Annotated in this window: 22 protein-coding genes; 15 read left to right on the top strand and 7 right to left on the bottom strand. The window is 34.4% G+C overall.

Translation table 11 applies throughout. From position 1 onward, the window contains the following. The first annotated feature begins 193 nt into the window (after positions 1-193). The 13 genes from IL45_RS09830 to IL45_RS09770 all read left to right on the top strand — a co-directional run bounded on the left by IL45_RS09830 (position 194) and on the right by IL45_RS09770 (position 14199). The gene (locus tag IL45_RS09830) at positions 194-1048 is read left to right on the top strand and encodes an MBL fold metallo-hydrolase (protein WP_036583322.1); all 855 of its coding nucleotides are present in this window, start codon (positions 194-196) and stop codon (positions 1046-1048) included. Between the two features lie 5 nt (positions 1049-1053). Then, positions 1054-2682: a S8 family peptidase gene (locus IL45_RS09825; RefSeq protein WP_051788709.1), complete on the top strand. Its 1629-nt coding sequence runs from the start codon at positions 1054-1056 to the stop codon at positions 2680-2682. Between the two features lie 108 nt (positions 2683-2790). Further along, positions 2791-4653 (top strand): M1 family metallopeptidase, encoded by a 1863-nt coding sequence (locus tag IL45_RS09820; RefSeq protein ID WP_036583320.1) that lies wholly within the window; start codon positions 2791-2793, stop codon positions 4651-4653. Between the two features lie 104 nt (positions 4654-4757). Then, on the top strand, positions 4758-5135 hold the full coding sequence (rnpA, locus tag IL45_RS09815; protein WP_036583319.1) for a ribonuclease P protein component: 378 nt from the start codon (positions 4758-4760) through the stop codon (positions 5133-5135). Between the two features lie 111 nt (positions 5136-5246). Then, positions 5247-6890 (top strand): S41 family peptidase, encoded by a 1644-nt coding sequence (locus IL45_RS09810; protein ID WP_036583318.1) that lies wholly within the window; start codon positions 5247-5249, stop codon positions 6888-6890. Positions 6891-6892: 2 nt separating this feature from the next. Beyond that, entirely contained in the window at positions 6893-7951 is a 1059-nt protein-coding gene (locus tag IL45_RS09805) for an OmpA family protein (protein ID WP_036583315.1), read from the top strand. A gap of 51 nt (positions 7952-8002) precedes the next feature. Continuing rightward, positions 8003-8335, top strand: coding sequence for an ArsR/SmtB family transcription factor (locus tag IL45_RS09800; protein ID WP_036583313.1), 333 nt, complete (start codon positions 8003-8005; stop codon positions 8333-8335). 46 nt (positions 8336-8381) lie between these two features. Further along, entirely contained in the window at positions 8382-8852 is a 471-nt protein-coding gene (locus IL45_RS09795) for a DUF6428 family protein (RefSeq protein ID WP_036583311.1), read from the top strand. A gap of 13 nt (positions 8853-8865) precedes the next feature. Then, the gene (locus tag IL45_RS09790; protein WP_316930416.1) at positions 8866-9480 is read left to right on the top strand and encodes an arsenate-mycothiol transferase ArsC; all 615 of its coding nucleotides are present in this window, start codon (positions 8866-8868) and stop codon (positions 9478-9480) included. Then, positions 9477-10508: an ACR3 family arsenite efflux transporter gene (arsB, locus tag IL45_RS09785; RefSeq protein WP_036583306.1), complete on the top strand. Its 1032-nt coding sequence runs from the start codon at positions 9477-9479 to the stop codon at positions 10506-10508. The genes IL45_RS09790 and arsB overlap by 4 nt, the downstream gene beginning before the upstream one ends. Before the next feature lie 126 nt (positions 10509-10634). Then, complete coding sequence (locus IL45_RS09780; protein WP_036583304.1) at positions 10635-11591, top strand: L-threonylcarbamoyladenylate synthase; 957 nt, start codon at positions 10635-10637, stop codon at positions 11589-11591. Positions 11592-11618: 27 nt separating this feature from the next. Further along, positions 11619-11936, top strand: coding sequence for a DUF6660 family protein (locus tag IL45_RS14815; protein ID WP_152550768.1), 318 nt, complete (start codon positions 11619-11621; stop codon positions 11934-11936). 52 nt (positions 11937-11988) lie between these two features. Next, positions 11989-14199 (top strand): TonB-dependent receptor, encoded by a 2211-nt coding sequence (locus IL45_RS09770; protein WP_036583302.1) that lies wholly within the window; start codon positions 11989-11991, stop codon positions 14197-14199. A gap of 75 nt (positions 14200-14274) precedes the next feature. Here the strand turns inward: IL45_RS09770 and IL45_RS09765 are convergent, their stop codons facing one another. From IL45_RS09765 to IL45_RS15155, 7 genes are all read right to left on the bottom strand, one after another. Beyond that, complete coding sequence (locus tag IL45_RS09765; protein WP_036583299.1) at positions 14275-14481, bottom strand: YgaP family membrane protein; 207 nt, start codon at positions 14479-14481, stop codon at positions 14275-14277. 70 nt (positions 14482-14551) lie between these two features. After that, positions 14552-15175, bottom strand: coding sequence for a Crp/Fnr family transcriptional regulator (locus IL45_RS09760; RefSeq protein WP_036583297.1), 624 nt, complete (start codon positions 15173-15175; stop codon positions 14552-14554). A 2-nt stretch (positions 15176-15177) separates the two neighbouring features. Then, a complete protein-coding gene (locus tag IL45_RS09755) occupies positions 15178-15618 on the bottom strand; it encodes a GNAT family N-acetyltransferase (protein WP_036583294.1) in 441 nt (146 codons plus the stop codon). A 2-nt stretch (positions 15619-15620) separates the two neighbouring features. Then, entirely contained in the window at positions 15621-15881 is a 261-nt protein-coding gene (locus tag IL45_RS09750; protein ID WP_036583292.1) for a hypothetical protein, read from the bottom strand. Between the two features lie 83 nt (positions 15882-15964). Then, positions 15965-16240: a hypothetical protein gene (locus tag IL45_RS09745; protein ID WP_036583290.1), complete on the bottom strand. Its 276-nt coding sequence runs from the start codon at positions 16238-16240 to the stop codon at positions 15965-15967. 263 nt (positions 16241-16503) lie between these two features. Continuing rightward, complete coding sequence (locus IL45_RS09740; RefSeq protein WP_036583289.1) at positions 16504-16935, bottom strand: RpiB/LacA/LacB family sugar-phosphate isomerase; 432 nt, start codon at positions 16933-16935, stop codon at positions 16504-16506. Between the two features lie 731 nt (positions 16936-17666). Then, positions 17667-17837, bottom strand: coding sequence for a hypothetical protein (locus IL45_RS15155; protein ID WP_160165400.1), 171 nt, complete (start codon positions 17835-17837; stop codon positions 17667-17669). Positions 17838-18004: 167 nt separating this feature from the next. Between IL45_RS15155 and rnr the strand changes: the two genes are divergently transcribed. Next, entirely contained in the window at positions 18005-20203 is a 2199-nt protein-coding gene (gene rnr, locus IL45_RS09730; protein ID WP_036583287.1) for a ribonuclease R, read from the top strand. A 159-nt stretch (positions 20204-20362) separates the two neighbouring features. Next, positions 20363-20824, top strand: coding sequence for a DUF6265 family protein (locus IL45_RS09725; RefSeq protein WP_036583286.1), 462 nt, complete (start codon positions 20363-20365; stop codon positions 20822-20824). The last annotated feature ends 338 nt before the right edge of the window (positions 20825-21162 follow it).

The following is a 21162-nucleotide window of genomic DNA, read 5'->3' as shown; positions in this document are numbered from 1 at the left end:
AATGATGACGTGATTTACGCTTTCGCGAAAGCGTATTTATATAACATAGGGTGATAAAAATTAAAAAATGTGCATCCTTTATAATTCATCCCGTTTATTTCAATTTAATATTATAAAAGTAGTTTAACGCAATTTCAAGACTTTTGATGTAACAAAATTTTAAATTGCACTACCTATAAAAGAGATTCATTTTATGAAAATACATTCTATAGAAGCTGGTAATTTTAAATTGGATGGTGGCGCCATGTTTGGTGTCGTCCCTAAGTCTTTATGGCAACGTACTAATCCAGCAGATTCTAATAATATGATCGATATGGCAGCACGTTGTTTGCTGGTAGAAAATGGTGATCGATTAACCTTGATAGATACCGGAATGGGAAATAAACAATCAGAGAAATTCTTTGGTTATTATTTTATGGATCATATCTATGACTTAGACAGCTCTCTTAAGAAAGCTGGTTTTTCTCGAGATGATATTACAGACGTCTTTTTAACTCACTTACACTTTGACCACTGTGGTGGTGTGATAGAGAAAAAAAAGAATGATTTTTATGAACCTGCGTTTGCAAATGCAAAATTTTGGACTAATGAAGAGCATTGGAAATGGGCTGTAGAACCTAATGCGAGAGAAAAAGCATCTTTCCTTACAGAAAACATTAAGCCTATAGAAGAAAGTGGCCAGTTAAATTTTATCAAACAAAACAGCTCTTTTGCAACACAAAACGAAATGGATTTTGACATCCTTTTTGTTGATGGTCATACAGAAAAGATGATGATACCACACATCACTATAGGTGATAAAACCTTAGTTTACATGGCAGACCTTTTGCCTACAGCAGGACACATACCTATACCTTATGTAATGGGCTATGATACCAGACCATTACTTACTCTCGATGAGAAAGCAAAATTTCTTAATGAAGCTGCCACAAAAGGTTATTATCTCATCCTAGAACACGACCCTAATAATGAAATAATTACCGTGAAACACACCGAAAAAGGTGTGCGTCTCGATAAATCCCTTACTTTTAACGACTTATTTAATTAAAAATCATGAATTACTCCTTTATTAAGAAAACAATGTTAACCGTAGCGGCAGCAGGTATGCTAGCTGGTTGTGGTAGTGGATTTACGATCGTATCTCCACCTATTGAAAACATAGACTCAACACCTATTAAAACGACTGCAATGTCTGAGGTTGAGGCAAAAAACTGGAAGGATCTAGACCTACAGACAGACACCATTCCTGGAATGAGTGTTAATAAGGCTTATACTGAAATCCTTAAAGGTCGCATGGGAACTACTACTGTGGTTGCAGTAATAGATTCAGGTATTGACATCGAGCATGAAGATCTAGATGGTGTAATCTGGACTAATGAAGATGAAATCCCAGGAAATGGTATCGATGATGATAAAAATGGATACATCGATGATGTACATGGATGGAACTTCTTAGGGAACATCGTTGATGAGAATCTAGAGTATGAGCGTATCGTAAGAGATAAAGCTATGTTACCAGCAGATATCGTAGCAAAAGCTCAAAAAGAGTATGATGCAAAACTAGCGCAAGCGACACAAAGCAAAGAACGTTTTGAAGGTATCCTACAGCAAATCGTTGAAGCTGATAAAGTTGTAAGTGCACACTTAGGCAAGTCAGACTATACACCAGCAGAGGTTGCTGCAATCAGTTCTGAAGATGAAACGGTAAACAACGCAAAAGGAACATTGAGTTTCTTCTTTGGTCAAGGTCTTGAGTCTGTTGCACAGGCAAAAGAGGTCCTAGGTGATTACATTACAGATGCCACGAACCTATTAAATGGCGAAAAGTTAAAATCCAACTATCGTGAAGATGCGATGCCAGGTAACAATCCTTATTCTTATACTCCAGGAGAAATTTGGGGAGACAACCAGTACAGCGGTCCAGACCCAGAAAAAGCAGATGCATTTCACGGTACACACGTTGCAGGAATCATCGCTTCAGAGCGTGATAACGGTCTAGGTGTAAATGGTGTTGCAAATAATGTAGAAATTATGGTACTAAGAGCCGTAAGCATGGGCGACGAGTATGATAAAGATATCGCAGCAGCAATACGCTATGCAGCAGATAACGGTGCTAAGGTCATCAATGGTAGTTTTGGTAAATACCATTCTTCAAACCCAGAATTTGTTTGGGATGCTATTAAATATGCTGAAAGTAAAGATGTACTATTTGTAAACGCAGCTGGTAATGAAGGGACAGATACAGATTTTACTCAAGTATATCCACAAGATCAAGAACTTGCAGGACCAGAGATCTCTGATAATTTCCTTACAGTAGGTGCTCTTGCTCCATCTTACGGTGCAGACATGCCAGCAAGTTTCTCTAATTATGGTAAAGCAACAGTAGACGTTTTTGGTCCTGGAGCTCAGATTTATTCTACAGCACCATTAAATGAATATCGCAATGCAAGTGGAACATCTATGGCTTCTCCAGCAGTTGCTGGTGTTGCAGCGGTAATACGTTCACAGTTCCCTAAACTATCTGCTAGTGAGGTAAAACACATCATTATGGACAGTGGTTTAACAACTATGGCACGTGTAAATGTTGGTGGTGGAGCAGATACTAAACCATTCCAAGAAATTACTACTTCAGGTAAAATGGCAAACCTTTACAACGCCTTGATTATGGCGTCTAAAATGTAAGCCGTATTTAAATAATATTGTTAAGCCTGTCCTAATATGGACGGGCTTTTCTTTTTACGCTTTCGCGAAAGCGGTATATTTATAACCTAATTACTCAACAACAATCAAATGAAAAAAATCATTTTACTACTCACCACCGCAGTTATACTTGCAAGTTGTGGATCTTCAAAAGATGTTGTAGCTAACCAAAGCACCAATGCAAACGGTTACTGGCAGCAAGCTGTAGACTATAAGATGGATGTAGATATGGATGTGGACCGTTATCAATATACGGGAAAACAGACCTTAGTTTACACAAATAATTCTCCAGAGACTTTAGACAGAGTTTATTATCATTTATTCTTCAATGCTTTTCAACCAGGTAGTGAAATGGATGTAAGATCTCGCACCATTGCAGATCCTGATAGACGTGTTGGATCTAGAATTGCTGCATTAGAACCTAATGAAATAGGTTATCTACATGTTTCCAATATGACACAAGATGGTACAACTCTTCAACCACAAGAAGAAGGAACTGTTTTAGTTGTAAAACTAGCCAAAGCTCTAGCGCCAGGACAGTCTACTACTTTAAAACTAGATTTTAACGGTCAGGTTCCTGTTCAAGTACGTAGAAGTGGTCGCAATAACAAAGAAGGCGTTGCACTATCCATGACACAATGGTTTCCTAAAATGGCAGAATTCGACGCTACCGGATGGAACACAAGTCCATACATAGGACGCGAGTTTCATGGTGTATGGGGAAATTTTGACGTAAAATTGACACTTGATAAAGATTATACTGTAGGTGGTACTGGATATTTACAAAACCCAAAAGACATAGGTCACGGTTATGATAAAGCAAACTCTGGTCCTGCAAAAGGTAAAGACGGTAAATTAACTTGGCATTTTAACGCACCTATGGTACATGATTTTGCATGGGGCGCAGATCCAGATTTTATCCATGATGTATATAATGGTGCAAATGGTGTAAAACTCCACTTTTTATACAAGGATAACGATGCGATTAAAGAAAACTGGGAAAAACTACAGCCTAAGACTAATGAAATGTTGAAATACTTCAACGAGCACATCGGTGAGTATCCTTATAAGCAATATAGTGTGATACAAGGTGGTGATGGTGGTATGGAATATGCCATGTGTACTTTAATCACAGGAGAACGCAGCTATGGTAGTTTAATGGGCGTTACGGCTCATGAGTTTGCACACTCGTGGTTCAATCACATTCTTGCTACTAATGAGGCAAAACATGAATGGATGGATGAAGGTTTTACCACTTTTATCTCTAATAAAGCTATGGCTTACATTAATGGAGAAGATGAAGGTACTGCAAATAGTGGTTCTTATAGAGGTTATCTAGGTCTAGCAAATTCTGGTAAAGAACAACCTCAAACCACACATGCAGATCGTTATGAGTATAATGGTGCATACGGTGCTAGTGCTTATAATAAAGGTGCTACTTTTTTAGCACAATTAGGCTACATTATTGGTGATGAAAAACGTGATGACGTAATTAAAGAATATTATAACACGTGGAAATTCAAACATCCAGAGCCTAATGATTTTAAACGTGTTGCAGAGCGTGTTAGCGGATTTGACCTAGAATGGTACTTACGTGACTGGACAATGACTACAAACGTTATCGATTATTCTATTGAGAACTTAAGCAGTCTAGACGGCATGAGCGTGGTATCATTAAAGCGTAATGGTTTAATGCCTATGCCATTAGATATTAAAGTAACCATGAATGATGGAAGCGAGAAATGGTTTTACATACCGTTAGAAGAAATGCGTGGTGAGAAAGCCGTACCCAATAACTGGACTGTTTTAAATGATTGGGCTTGGGCTTACCCAACCTATGAACTAGAATTAGACGGCGTGGATATGCGTTCTATAAAATCTGTTGAAATTGATCCTATGAATAACATGGCAGATGTGGATAAAGAAAATAACAACTGGTCTTTACAAGAGTAAGTTATCAGCCATTAGATTTTGAAAAAGCAGCTGTTTAATTACAGCTGCTTTTTTGTTGTCTTAAATTCAATCATAGCATTCTCTTAAAAACATATCTTTGCATCATGCGTTTCACCCTAGGAAAAGAGACTAAGCTTAAAAGTAAAAAATCTATAGAGTTACTTTTTACAGAAGGTTCTTCTATACGTAAAGGACCTATACGTTGTGTTTATAATCTCATAAACATGGATCAACCTCATAAAATAGGTGTCAGCGTTTCAAAACGATTTTTTAAAAAAGCACCAAATCGCAATCGTATTAAAAGGTTGTTGAGAGAAGCTTATCGTTTGAATCAACATGACTTAATAACTCCTGAAGGAAAAAGTATTGAAATGATGTTTCTTTTTCAATCTCCTAAAATGCCTGAATTTGAAACCGTTCAACAATTGATTAAAAAGCTAATCATCGAGTTAAACAAGCAACATCAACAATTAGAAGATTAATTGGCATTTTAATTGTATTCTATTATAAATAGCTACTAAACGGCAAGAAAATGAGTCATCTACCGTTTTTATCCTATATTTATTGCAACGCGTATAGAACCGTTAACAACTATGAAAGGTACCATTAATATTAAAAGACAGATTTTACTTCCTATTCTAGGAGCGTCTATTTTCTTTACGACAGCTAGTTTTCAAAACGACTTTTTTGAAATCGCAAAGCAGATTGAGATTTTCACAGAAATGTATAAACAGCTCAATATGAACTATGTAGATGAGACTAATCCAGCAGACTTAATGGATAACGCCATAGAAGGAATGCTGTCAGAATTGGATCCTTATACTAAATACTGGACAGAACAAGAAGTTGAGAAGTCTATCATTAATAGACGTGGCGCTTACACAGGTATAGGTGCTGTAGTAAGTACTAGAGATGATAAAGTGATTATAGTAGAACCATGGAAAGACCATCCTGCTGATGTTGCAGGACTTAAAGCTGGTGACGAGATTATAGAAATAGATGGCATCAAGCTAGCGGACTATAAAGAAAATGCCGGTGATTTATTGAAAGGTAGTGCAGATACAGAAATATCAATCGTTTATAAACGACAGGGAAAAGAGAAATCAGCAAAAGTTAAAAGACAGGCAGTTGAGGTTAATGCCGTTCCTTTTTATGAAATGGCAACACCAGAAATAGGATATGTGGTATTATCTAAATTTAATGAGAAAGCTTCTCGAGAAACTAAGGCTGCAATTTTAGCATTAAAAGAAAAAGGAGCTACTAAAATAATTCTTGATTTAAGAGGCAATCCTGGTGGTTTATTAAGTGAAGCGGTTGCTGTTTCTAATCTTTTTATAGAGAAAGACAAACTGATAACCAGCACTCAATCTGTTGTTGAACAGTATAATAAAACGTACCTAACAAAACGTCCTGCGTATGATCCAGACATACCTGTTGCAGTACTTATTAATGGACGCAGTGCCAGTGCTAGTGAAATAGTAAGTGGTAGTATACAAGATTATGATCGTGGTGTTGTAATAGGTGCTCGTAGTTTTGGTAAAGGACTAGTACAACGTCCTAAACCACTATCTTATGGTACACAAGTAAAAATAACCATCTCAAGATATTATACACCTAGTGGTCGTTGTATACAAGCATTAGACTACTGGAATCGTGATGAAGATGGTAATGCCGTCCGTACTAAAAAAGAAGATTATAATGCCTTTAAAACTGTTAATAGCGGTCGTACCGTTTACGACGGTGGTGGTGTACAGCCAGATATTGAATTAGAAAGCGCTGCTTACTCACCTATCACGACAGCCTTACTTAGAGATAACGCCATTTTTGATTATGCTACAGAGTATTATTATAATCATCAGGTAACAGATATGGATAGTTTTAGATTCACGGACACCGATTTTAATGACTTTGTTAATTGGGTTGAGAAAAAAGGATTTGATTTTAATACTGAAACAGAGTCTGCATTTGCAAAAGCATTTAAAACTGCCGAGAAAGAAGAACTAGATGATGATATTAACTCTAGCTATAAGGCCATGCAAGAAGCGATTAATAATGCTAAGAAAAAGGATATGAAAGATAAAAAGGCTGAAATCATGAGCCTTCTTACTGATGAAATCGTTAAAAGATATTTCTATCGTGACGGTTTATATAACTATCAATTAAAATTCAATCCAGAAATTTTAGAAGCTGTAAATGTTCTAGAAGATCAAAATAAATACAACAGAATTTTAAAATAAGAATGAAGCGATTACTATACATATGTGCTTTCCTTACTGCTTTTTGTGCTAGTTCACAAATCACAGTCACACATTCTGTATATTTTGATGTGGATAAAGATCAGTTCTCTTTTAGTGAAGGAAAACAACTCACGTCATTCTTTGATGATCTTATTTATAAACCCATTCTTACTGTTAAAATACTAGGCTATTGTGATGATAGAGGTAGTTATGAGTATAATTTAGACTTATCTAACAGACGAGTAGAAACCGTTTCTGAATGGTTAGAAAACCATGATATAGAACTAGAGAACATCTCTAAAAAAGTAGAAGGATTAGGAGAAGTAGCTCTTGAAGAAGAATTAGATCAAGAAGAAACTGAAGAAATAAGAGCTCAAAACCGTCGTGTAGATGTCGAATTCTCTTTAAGCGCAGATAAAACCAAACGAGTTGCCATTAAAAAATTGCGCAAACAAGAACTTACCATAGAAGAGGCAAAAGAGATACCTATCTATGAAAAGAAAGTCGTCGCTGCTATCTTAGAGAACCCGAGTAGTACAGAAGTAATTAAAACCAGTAATACAACTGAGCCAGAAGTATCTGTAGAAGTCGTCGAAGAAGATGAATTCTTAGATATCCCTACTAAACTCGATCCACCTATTGATAATACTAAAGAACCATTTAAGTCTCTTTTAAGTAAAAAACTTAAAAAGGGACAGGTCATTAGATTAGAGAATATTCTATTCTATAAAGGTCGTTCTACGATTTTAGAAGAATCACAGCCACTACTCGATCGTGTTGCAGAAATTTTAATCGCTAGAGAAGATATTCATTTTGAAATACACGGACATGTATGCTGTATCAATCCTGCCTATCCAGATGCGTATAATAGAGATACTAAAAAATCAAATCTATCCCATGCTAGAGCACTAGCTATATATAAAATATTGCGCAGTCGTGGTGTGAAACACACACGTATGAGGTTTAAGGGATATGGAAGGACTAGACCATTAGGTGGTATTGATAAACTAGACCGTAGAGTCGAACTTTACATCACTAAAATAGATCCTCCTAAAAATTAAAAGCAATTATTCTTTTTTATTTAATCACTTCATCGTAATATTGCGATGAATATGGGAACAACTAAAACTGAAATATTTACAGAGCAACAAAATCAAATGGCTCAAATGGCAAAAGCATTGGGTCATCCTGCACGCATAGCCATTGTACAATACTTATTAAAACAAGATACTTGTATATGTGGTGATCTAGTTTTAGAAATAGGACTAGCACAACCTACTATATCTCAACACTTAAAAGCACTTAAAACTGCAGGACTTATTAAAGGAAATATAGAAGGCACTAGTACTTGTTATTGTTTAGATTATGAGAAATGGGACGTCATGAAAAGCTTACTATCTCCTTTATTAAATCTTGAAACTGATAACAACACAAATTGTTGCTAAAAAAATTTGAATTTATTAATCGTAATATTACAATAAAAGAAATACTATGAAACTATCCGCATTTAAAAATCAGCTATCACAATTAGAACAAATCGCATTTAAATTACCAGATGGTAGTCTGGTACCATCACACTTTCATGTAACTGAGGTAGGTAAAGTTGTAAAACACTTTATAGATTGTGGTGGTACAGAACGTCTAGAAACTGTAGTTAATTTTCAACTATGGGAAGCAAACGATTATGATCATCGATTACATCCAGAAAAATTAGTTTCTATTATAGAGCTATCTCAGGATAAATTAGGCCTACCAGATGTAGAAATAGAAGTAGAATATCAAGCGGGAACAATTGGTAAATTTGGTATCGATTACAATGGTGAACACTTTCTACTTACCAATAAATTGACCGATTGTCTTGCCAAAGATTCCTGCGGTATACCACCAGAACAATTAAAAAAACCTAAAGTTCAACTTTCTGAAGCCCAAAATACATGTGCGCCAGGATCTGGTTGTTGTTAACTTAAAATATAAAATGATGTTTTCTACTTTAGAACAAACCATTACAGATTTAAATATTGATGGAATTACGCTTTCGCGAAAGCGTATCCTAGACCAACTTAAAGATTATATTCAAAGTCAAATTGACAAAGAACAAAAGGTCAATCTTAACTTTATTTGCACACATAATTCCCGACGTAGTCACCTCTCACAATCATGGGCACAGGCTATAGGAAGTTTTTATGGCATCAATAATTTACAATGTTATTCTGGTGGTACAGAAGCTACAGCGTTATTTCCAGAAGTTACAGAAGCTTTAAAAGATGCAGGTTTTCAAGTTGAAAAACTATCACAACATGAAAATCCTGTTTACAGCATCAGATATAATGAGACCGATCATCCTATTATAGGATTTTCAAAGAAATTCAATGCAGCATTTAATGTACAGCAGCAATTTGCAGCCATTATGACTTGCTCGAGTGCAGATCAAGGTTGTCCACTAATATTAGGTGCTTCAGCTAGAATACCTATAACTTATGAAGATCCTAAAATCGCTGATGGTACTGACCGACAAGCAGCTGCGTATAAAGAACGTAGTCTTCAAATAGCTAGTGAATTAAAATACGTCTTTTCAGAAATTAAGTTATGAGCACTAAAAAACTAAGCTTTCTCAATCAATACTTAACCCTATGGATATTTCTGGCCATGGCAATAGGTGTAGGATTAGGTTATTATATACCTACTATAGCTACTTCTATTAACAACATGAGTAGTGGAACGACTAATATTCCCATTGCAATAGGTCTTATTTTAATGATGTATCCACCGCTAGCAAAAGCAGACTATAAACTCTTACCAGTCGTTTTTAAAAACACTAAGATATTAAGTATCTCACTTTTATTAAATTGGGTAATAGGTCCCGTATTGATGTTTGCACTTGCGTTAATATTTCTTCAGAATCATCCAGAATATATGGTGGGACTTATTTTAATAGGTCTAGCACGCTGTATAGCCATGGTACTAGTATGGAATGATCTAGCAGATGGTTCTCCTGAATATGGAGCTGGATTAGTCGCTTTAAACAGCGTTTTTCAAGTTTTTGCATACTCATTCTATGCATGGTTGTTTATAACCGTATTGCCGCCTTATTTCGGCTTTGACGGTGCAATTGTAGATATATCAATTGCGACCATTGCAGAAAGTGTTGCTATCTATCTAGGAATTCCATTTTTAATGGGAATTTTAAGTCGTTACTTTCTTGTGAAAGCTCGTGGTAAAGAATGGTATGAAAACGTATTTATTCCGGCTATTTCACCTATTACTTTAGTGGCATTATTGCTTACTATTATTTTAATGTTCTCATTAAAAGGTGAGTTAATTGTTGAAATTCCGTTTGATGTGTTATTGATTGCGGTTCCTTTAATGATTTATTTCATAGTCATGTTCTTGATAGGATTTTTTATCAGTAAATATCGTGGTGCGTCCTACAGTGAAAACGCAGCAATTGCTTTTACTGCAGCTGGAAATAATTTTGAATTAGCGATTGCAGTTGCTATTGCGGTTTTTGGACTTAATTCTGGTCAGGCGTTTACAGGTGTGATCGGACCACTGGTAGAAGTTCCCGCATTGATATTACTGGTACGTGTGGCATTTTGGTTGAAGAAGAAGTATTATTAGATGAATCACCGTCATAATCATCGTTATAATTTCTCAAGTGTAGGGTTAACTCTGCGCTTGAGAAATAATAAAATATAAACCATAACAACGATATTTGCAGCACCTAAAACGTTTAGGAAAAGCATCATGACACTAGTTTCAAAAGACATCTTAAAAGCTGCCGAAATTCTCAAGAGAGAAGAACTCGTTGCTATTCCTACCGAGACCGTTTATGGACTCGCTGGAAATATCTATAGCGAGACTGCCATTAAGAAGATTTTTGAGATGAAAAAACGCCCGTTTTTTAATCCGCTGATAGTGCATATTCATAGCATGGAGCAAGTAATGGAACTGGCAGTAAATTTTCCTGATAAAGCAAAAGAACTGGCACAAGCTTTTTGGCCAGGTTCTTTAACACTTATTTTACCTAAAAAGAATGATGTTCCAGACCTCATCACTGCCGGAAAAGATACTGTTGGGATTAGAATGCCGCAGCATGAATTAACCCTAGAATTATTAAGAAACTTAGATTTCCCAGTAGCGGCACCTAGTGCAAATCCTTTTACGCATATTAGTCCTACGACGGCACAGCATGTAAAAAACTATTTTGATGGTTCTCTAGAAATGGTATTAGATGGTGGTAATTGCGAGAACGGAATCGAGTCCACCATCATAGGCTTTGAAAATGAAAAGACCGTTGTTTATAGACTAGGCTCTATATCATTAGAAGATATCACGTCCATCATAGGACCTGTCACTGTAAAAAATAATAAAGAGCAAGCACCCAATGCACCAGGAATGCTCGAGAAGCATTATGCACCACGTACGGCAACTTATCTAGTAGATGACATAAGTGAATTTATCGCTCTACATGCTGGTAAAAAAATAGGACTTCTACTCCACTCTACAGATCATCCAGATTATGCAGTAACGCAGGTAAATTATTTATCTAAAACCGGACATTTAAAAGAGGCTGCATCTAGATTATATAACGCAATGCACGAGCTAGATCAACTAGATCTAGACATGATTGTAGCACAACGATTACCAGATCACGACCTAGGAAAATCCATTAATGATCGCTTAAAAAGAGCTACTAAATAGTTCTGATTGCTTTAGTATCTTTGTCTTGTGAAAGTTATATTATTCATCTTCTCGATATATTTTCTAGGACTCAACATCATGCCTTGTAATGATGGTAATATTGAGCAGCATGATGAGGTAGAACAAACTGTAGATATCGACGACCATGATAATCACGATCATGAAGATGAATGCTCACCATTTTGCCAGTGTAATTGCTGCTCTGTTCATGTGATCTCTTTTGAATTTGAGCCACTAGAGTTTATAGTACTACCGGTAATTAATTCACAAATTTCTTTTTATATCAGTCCTGTTTATGACGGGTTTGATGGCTCTATCTTGCAGCCACCACAATTAAATAGCTAGAAACTTCAAGAGCATTGTGCTCATTTTATTTTAGTCTATTTAAACATTTTACATGAAAAAAATCATTTTATGCAGCATGTTGTTGCTGTGTTACGCTTTCGCGAAAGCGCAATCCAAAACAACCTATGATATCAACATCACTGTGGTATCTGAAGAAAATAACGAACCATTACTAGGTGCAAACGCTACCATCCAAAATCTCCAAAAAGGTGCGATGATGGATATCAACGGGAAAGGAACCATTAACAACCTAGAAGCTGGAACTTATGAACTGACCATTTCTTTTATAGGATATGAAAAACAAACCGTTACTGCTGTTATACCAGATCAACTGGATTATACATTTCAACTACACGAGGCAAAAGGCGAACTGGAAGAAATCGTCATACAGTCTACACGATCTTCTCGTAGTTTTAAACGCACACCTACTCGAGTAGAATTTATAGGTGGAGAAGAGCTTATTGAAAAAACAGCAATGAACAGTACTAATATTGCTATGGTACTGAGAGAAAGCACCGGTATACAGATGCAACAAACCTCTCAAAGCAGTGCAAATCAATCCATACGTATACAAGGGTTAGATGGTCGATATACACAGTTGTTAAAAGATGGATTTCCACTTTACGGTGGCTTTGCTGGTGGATTAAGTATCATGCAAGTACCACCATTAGATATTTCTCAATTTGAAATCATTAAAGGAAGTTCTTCTACACTATATGGTGGTGGTGCCATTGCAGGACTGGTAAATATGCAGTCTAAAACGCCAGATGATGAGGCAGAGCTAGATTTAATGTTAGTAGGGACACAAGCCCTAGGAGTTACTGGAAACGTATTTTACAGTGCACGTAATGATAAATGGGGAATGACGCTTTATGGAAGCGCAAATTCTCAAAAAGAGTATGATCCAGATGGAGATGAATATTCTAATTTACCTCGAGCGCGTACCATTTCACTAAATCCTAAAGTATTTTATTATCCTAGTGAGAAAACAACCTTATGGCTAGGTCTTAACGGTACATTTGACGATCGTAAAGGTGGAAATCTAGATGCTATAGATGGCAATAATAATGGATATCTAGAACAAAACATATCGCGCAGGTTAAGTACACAAGCGGTATGGGATACTCAACTTACAGATCATTCTAGCTTCCAGTTTAAAAATAGTATTGCTTATTTTAATAGAGAATTACTGATTCCTAATATGGATTTTAAAGGTAATCAGGTCAACACATTTACTGAGGTAAATTATAAAACTAATTCTACAAAGACTGACTGGGTTTTGGGAGCTAATTTATATACATCTAGCTTTGACGAAGACGTGCAGATTAATGAACGTGATCAAAAAGATACTACCATAGGTGCTTTTGTAAATAACATTACAGATATTAATAATAACTGGATATTAGAAACTGGTCTACGTACAGATTTTACAACAGATTGGGGTGCTTTTGTGTTACCTAGAGCATCTTTATTATATAAAAGTGATGGAAGGTTTACAAGTCGTTTAGGTGGTGGATTAGGTTATAAAATTCCAGATTTATTTACTGAAGATGCTGAAAGATTGAATTTTCAAAATGTAATGGGGATAGACAAAAATGAATTAGTGGCAGAGACCTCTTATGGTATGAATCTAGATTTTGATTATGGGTTTGCTATTACTGATCAGATTAATTTCTCGATTAATCAATTATTTTATTTAACCGCCATAGATAACGGATTATTACTCAATAGCAGTGCCACTAGTCCAGGAATGTTTGAATATTCAAATGCAACAGATTTTACCTTCAGTCGCGGTGCAGAGACTAATATTAAATTCTCTTATAAAGATTTTAAATGGTTCTTAAACTATGCACTTATAGACACTCAACTTAATTATCTAGATGGTAATCCTCAAAAACCACTGACTGCAAAACATAATGCCGGTAGCGTTATTATGTATGAAAATGAGAAATGGCGCATAGGTTATGAAACCTATTATACTGGTAAACAACTTTTATTTGATGGCTCAGATTCTCAAGATTTTTTATTGATGGGTCTGCTGGTTATGAAAAACTTTGACTGGGGAAATCTATATATGAATTTTGAAAATCTAACAGATAGAAGACAAAGCCGCTACTCTCCTACTGTCACTACAGATATTACTGGAGTACCTACTTTTAATGAAATTTATGCGCCTACAGATGGTTTTATCTTAAGTGCAGGAATCATATGGAAACCATTTGGTAATAAAAGTCATCACGGTCATGGACATCATGATGATTAAGTAAATTTTACTTTTATTAAAAGCTCAATATGATGAAGGTTTCTTTCAAAATATTGAGCTTTTTTTGTCTATTATTTACTTTTTTACTGGGCAACTATTAATCCCTAAAACTGCATATAATGGACAAAAGTTCATAAAACTAGTGGCTAATAATACACCACCTACAATTAATAAAATAATTCCTAGTGTACCTGTTATTACATTAGTAAAGAATAAAATAGATACTATTACTGCAAATAATACTCTTACTATTCTATCGATGTTTCCTAAATTTTTCTTCATTACTTATACTTTTAAAATGAGATACAATAGTAGTCTAGTGTACGTTCTTAAAAAGTGACTTAAGTCACAACTAAAGAATTTTAATAGTTTGATGTGATAAAACAAGTTTGTTATCGTTCTCTAATTTTTTTAAAACACGACTAATCACCTCTCGAGATGTAGCCAGATCGTCTGCAAGCGCTTGATGAGAGATTTTAATTATTTGAGAATTAGTTAATGCTGCTTTATCGTGCAGTAAATTTAAAATACGCTCGTCCATTTTATGAAACACCATATTCTCTATAGTGTTTAATAAATCTGCATAGCGCATCTCATATTGTGAGTTAAAAAGTAGATTTAACTCTGGATATTGCTGCAGCCATTTTTTAAGTCTGTCTGCAGGTAGTAAAAGTATTTCTGTATCTTCTAATGTCTGTGCATAAATCTCACTGGTTCCATTTTTAATACCTGCTGCAAAGGACATCACACAGCTCTCACTTGCTTTTATATGATATAGTAATAATTCTTTATCATCATGGGTAGTATAAACTCGCAACAGTCCTTTTAACACCACTGGTATCACCTTTACATACTGACCTTTGCGTAAAATCTCTTGATGATGAGGCACAGTAATAATGTCACATTCTCGATTAATAGTATCCACCAGTGTTTTATTAAAAAACGGAAACTGTTTATGAAGATCAGTAAAGGCCATATTTAAAATTCTAAAGTCATCGCTTGATGAGGAATTCCGTCTTCTAGATATTTTTCACCTGTAGCCATAAAACCTAAATCTTTATAAAATCTATCTAGATAACATTGAGCAGATATTTTAATGGATGGAAATCCTTGATTTTTACAATAATCAATACTCGCAGTCATGATTTTCTGGCCGTAGGCCGCGCCACGATTTTCTGGATTTACTACTACTCTACCTATACTAGCTTGTTTAAAATAATCACCTGGTTGAAACACACGAGTATAAGCTACAAGTTTATCATTTATATATCCTACAATATGAATAGCTTTTTGATCCTTACCATCCATATCTTGATAAACACAGTCTTGTTCTACCACAAAAACTTCAGTACGCAATTGTAGTACATCATATAATTCTTGAATATTAAAGTCAGAAAATGATTTAACTATTACTTCCATTTTTAAAATTGTTTTGGAACCACTTTGGGCTGTGGTGGCTTCACTCCTATTCTTATGTCAGTAATTATTTTCTCTAGCATATTTCCAAATTCTTCATCGCCAGTCGCCATAAATTCTTGACGTCTAGCATCTAGATCATCCAGTGTTTCTTCTCGATCTTTTTCATCAAATTCTTCAAGATCACGCCATATCTCCATCAATTTCTTTTGAGGATGAACTGCTGTTCTTAATTGATGTATTATAATAGAAGCTTCTTTTCTCATATTCACTTTACACACAGATGAAAATCACAAATCGTGACTCACCTATTTAAATTAATTATTATTTGTATAGTCTAATTATCGTACTATTTCTTACCGCGATAAATTAAAGATATACGATTGTGTTCTAATAAAAGTTGCTCGTCTTTTTGATAGCTTTTTAATAAATGGATTGCATAATCTAATTGATCCTCTGTAATATTTCTATAAGCTGGAGCTGGTACTACTTCACTCCATTTTGCAAATAAAGTATTGTCTAAAGCAATGCGCCAATAGCAATGATTATCAAATTTTAAGTGATAATATTGATTAGGTAATGCATTACCTAGATCTAGATACTCTTGCCTTTTATTAAGATTCATACTAGTAATTATAAAAATAAATACATAAGATCACTACAGTTAATGATAATATATAAAACAACAAGCCAGTAAAAATTCTATACCATCTATTTCCTATTGTTAAAAATATATACCTAAATACTAAATACCTAGTAATCAAAAATAGTATACCACTAGGTAGTATTATAAATATAAAAAGTAGTAGAAAATAATCAGCTAGTGATCCACCAGATAACAACATCATCTACTATGTTGTGGAGTATCCCGCTTTCGCGAAAGCGTACTTATGAACAAGCTATCTTATTCACACGATTTGCATGGCGTCCACCTGCAAATTCTGTATCTAAAAAAGTCTCTACCATGGCAATAGCCTGTGGTATAGAAGTGAAACGTGCTGGTATACAGATGATATTTGCATTATTATGCTCGCGTGCTAGTCCTGCAATTTCTTTGGTCCAACATACTGCGCCACGAACATTTTGATACTTATTAACGGTCATAGAGACACCTTGTGCACTACCGCAAATAACTACACCTAGATCTGCCGCGTGGTTATCAACATCCTGCCCTACCTTGTGAGCAAAGTCAGGATAATCAACACTATCTAAAGTATCTGTTCCATGATTAGTTACTTGATGACCTCTTTCTTTAAGCATATTAACAATAGCTTGTTTATAATCTGGTCCTGCGTGGTCGTTTCCTATAGAGATGTTCATAATAGCGGTGTTTTACCATACAAATTTAAGTCTAGTTATTGATAATCTAGGGTTATTAACATCGATGGTTTTACACTATTCATAAACAATAGATAACCTGTTGATATCAATTGAAAGAAAACATTAGGAAGTGAAGGTTTAATAACCCATATCCATTTAAAATCGACATAACCAAAATATAACTCATCAATTTAAGACTGACTTTTCAGACCTAAAATGATGTTCATTAACATAAAATATATAGCTAGTTTATGTACATTTTGATGTGAATAAGGGTTGTCAACAACTGTGTATAAACCTAGCTCGTTTACATTAGAAACTTACTTTACAATTAGTTAACGTTAGTATAACATGTGGATAAGTAGCGATAAGTTGTAAAAGTAACAAGTTCCTAATTATTTAGTAAAAAGATATACCGCTATTCACACTACATCATCATCATCAATTTTATTTAAATTTTTAAAAAAGAAAAAATGATATTGTTTATAATGTGGATAACGTTGAAAACGATAAAAATTCAATACGATGATTAAAGAAGAAACGAATCAATATTGTGGAACAAAAGAATTTCTTTAAAATTCTTTTTGGAATAGTAAATGCATGGTGTAGTTGATATGATTTATAAATATTTTAATAATCACTTTTAAAAAATATCGATAGATTGATTTCTAAGTTAAGTATTGAATCTAACTAGGATATAAATTGGTGATTATTTAATAAGTAATATCTAGTTAAGCACTAGTAGTCGTTGTATTTTCAATAAGAGGTGAAGATTCCTCAAAACTATCTACAGTGTGTTCTGTATCCAATGCTTTATTAACAAAAAGAACAACTAGAAGTATACCCACAAGAAAGATCCCTATGAATAGTAAAGTTGATTTTAGAGGCTTTCTAGTTTCCATTTGTTCAATTATTGTTATCGATAAGACGACTAACATCATACAAAGTTACAGCTATTTCTTAAATAATTGTTAATAACGGTATATTAAATCATTAATAATCAAAGTATAAACCAGTTATAATCTCTCAGAGTTTTAAAAGATTAACTTTGTAGAAGTATAAATAGAATATGAAGAAGAAGAAAAAAAGAAACTCAAAAACAAAGTTTCAAAACCTCAGTCAATCTGTGCTGAATGTATTAAAACAAGAACCTAATAAGGATTTTAATTATAAACAAATATGTGCAAAGCTCTCAATAACAGACGCTAGTACACGTAATCAAGTTATAAAAAGACTTCACCAATTAAAAGCCAAAGCTCAAATTGAAGAAACAGGTCGTGGTAAGTTTAAAATAATAAAAGCAATTGATTATTATACCGGTACTATAGATATCAGTACACGTGGTACTGGATATGTTATTACAGAAGAATTACAGGAAGATATTATGATTCCGCGTCGTTCATTAGGTCAGGCCTTAAATGGTGATCAGGTAGAAGTATATGTTTATCATAGAAGAAGAGGTCAACAGCCTGAAGGAGAAATTACTAAAGTAATAGAACGTAAGAAAACTGAATTTGTAGGTACTATACAAGTACATGAAAAATTTGCTTTTGTAAACGTTACCGATCCAAAAATTCAAACAGATTTCTTTATACCAGGTCGCGAGATTAATGGTGCAAAAGATGGACAAGTAGTTCTAGTTGAATTTGTAGAATGGAATGATAAGCAAGATTCACCTAACGGTAAAGTAAAAGCTGTTTTAGGAGAACCTGGTGAGCATAATACTGAAATTCACGCTATACTAGCACAATATGGTTTGCCATATGAATTCCCTACAACTGTAGAAGAATATGCAGACCAGTTAGATAAAACCATAACAGATAAAGAAATAAGTAAACGTCGCGATATGCGAGAATCGCTTACTTATACTATTGATCCAGCAGATGCCAAAGATTTTGATGATGCACTTTCTTTTGAAAAATTAGAAAATGGTCATTATGAAATAGGAATCCATATTGCAGATGTAAGTCATTATGTAAAAGAAGGAACGCCACTAGATGATGAAGCATATGAACGAGCAACTTCTGTATATCTAGTTGATAGAGTAGTACCTATGTTACCAGAGGTATTATCAAATGGTGTATGTTCTTTAAATCCACACGAGGATAAACTTTGTTTTTCTGCAGTATTTGAAATGGACGATAGTGGAAAGGTTTATAAACAGTGGTTTGGTCGTACTATCATTCATTCAGATCAACGTTTTGCTTATGAAGAAGCACAGCACATTATTGAGACTGGTAAAGGAGAAATTCCTGCAGACATATCACTTACTCAAAAAGATACAACTGCAGATCCTGCTATTGTAGAAGCAACTCTTACCTTAGACAGTATCGCAAAAAAGATGCGTAATGAACGTATGGTACAAGGTGCATTGAGCTTTGATAAAACTGAGGTTAAATTTAATCTTAATGATAACAGTGAGCCAGTAGGTGTTTATTTTAAAACCTCTAAAGATGCTAATAAGTTAATAGAAGAATTTATGCTATTGGCTAATAGAAAAGTAGCTGCATTTATAGGAAAACGTGATCCTAAACATACTTTTGTTTATCGTATTCACGATGAGCCTAATGATGAAAAACTAGGTGCACTTGCAAAAATTGTGACTCGTTTTGGTCATAAACTAGACTTAAGAGATCGCAAACATGTTACTCAATCTTTAAACAAATTATTAAGTGATGTAAAAGGGAATAAAGAGCAAAACATGGTCGATACACTTGCTATTAGAACCATGTCCAAGGCAGAGTATTCTACACAAAACATAGGTCATTACGGTCTAGCGTTTGATTATTATTCTCACTTTACTTCACCTATACGTCGTTATCCAGACGTGATGGTCCATAGACTATTACAACATTATCTAGATAAAGGAAAAAGTGTAAGTGAAGAGCTCTATGAAGAAAAGTGTCACCATTCTACTAATATGGAAATTCTAGCTACTAAGGCAGAACGTGATTCTATCAAGTACATGCAGGTTAAGTTCATGAAGGATCATGAAGACGAGCAGTTCTTAGGTGTTATTTCTGGAGTTACCGATTGGGGAATTTATGTAGAAATTATTTCTAATAAGTGTGAAGGAATGATACGTTTAGGAGATCTAGATGATGATAGTTATGAATTTGTAGAAGAAGAGTTTGCAGTGATAGGTCGCAAGACTAAAAACGCTTACAGACTAGGCGACGAGGTTTATGTAAAAGTAAAAAATGCAGATCTTGTTAAGAAACATCTAGATTTCTGGATGATAGGTAGTAAAGAAGCTGTTGAAAACTAAGCATTGTTATACCTGTAAAAAAGAAGATACAGTTATGTATCGCATACAGATTACTAAAGGCAAAGACTGGATTTTTTGTTGCAAGACCTGCACAGAAAATCACCAGTCTTTACCTTTTTATAAATATGGTGGAACCTGGAAAGGTAAAAGACACTAGTTATGAAAAGAATATTATTATTATTAACGATATGCTCACTCGTTTCTTGTAAGCGAGATTTTTCTAAAGGACCTCAGTTAAGCTGGTTACAAGGTAAATGGCAAAGAGTAGATGATAGAGATGGTAGAAGTACTTTTGAAAATTGGAGGATGCAAATCGATGGAAGCTTTTTAGGTCATGGTTTTACTCTAGAAGAAAACGACACTGTTTTTGAAGAAAAATTAGCTATCAAGCCACTTAATATACTAGTTAAAAATGATAATAGATGGGTACTTCAAGTTACAGGTGTCAATGAATCTCCTACTATTTTTGAAATTAAAGAATTTACTAGTAAAAGTTTTACAGCAGTAAATTTAGAAAATGAGTTTCCTACTCACATTAAATATTCTATTATAAACGATAGCCTTAAAGCACAAGTTTATAGTGATCAGATGTCAATCGATTATACTTTTAAAAGAAGATAAGACGGTTTTAAATTTTAATGATAATAGTAAAAACCTTTTTTACTGTATTTCATCTATGATTTTGTATTTTAATCTATAAAATGATTTTACTAACTCACATTTTAACTACCCTAGGTAAAAGGCTAGATATTTGTATCGGTTATCCTGGTTAGTTAACTAAGAAAGTGTATTTACATTTTTCCCCTGAAAAAAGTAGTACATAAAGATATTTTAGATATTCCCTAAATATCAAAATATCATTTCAAAAAAGTAGAGTTTTTTTGGTTAGTATGAAAGGTAGTTTGTCATATGATAGACTACCTTTTTTCGTTTACTGTAACAAAATCATTTGTATGACA

The organism is Nonlabens ulvanivorans, assembly GCF_000732625.1.
GTDB classification, from domain to species: domain Bacteria; phylum Bacteroidota; class Bacteroidia; order Flavobacteriales; family Flavobacteriaceae; genus Nonlabens; species Nonlabens ulvanivorans.
The sequence above is the reverse complement of the archived record's forward strand: the minus strand, read 5'-3'. Positions and strand labels throughout refer to the sequence as shown.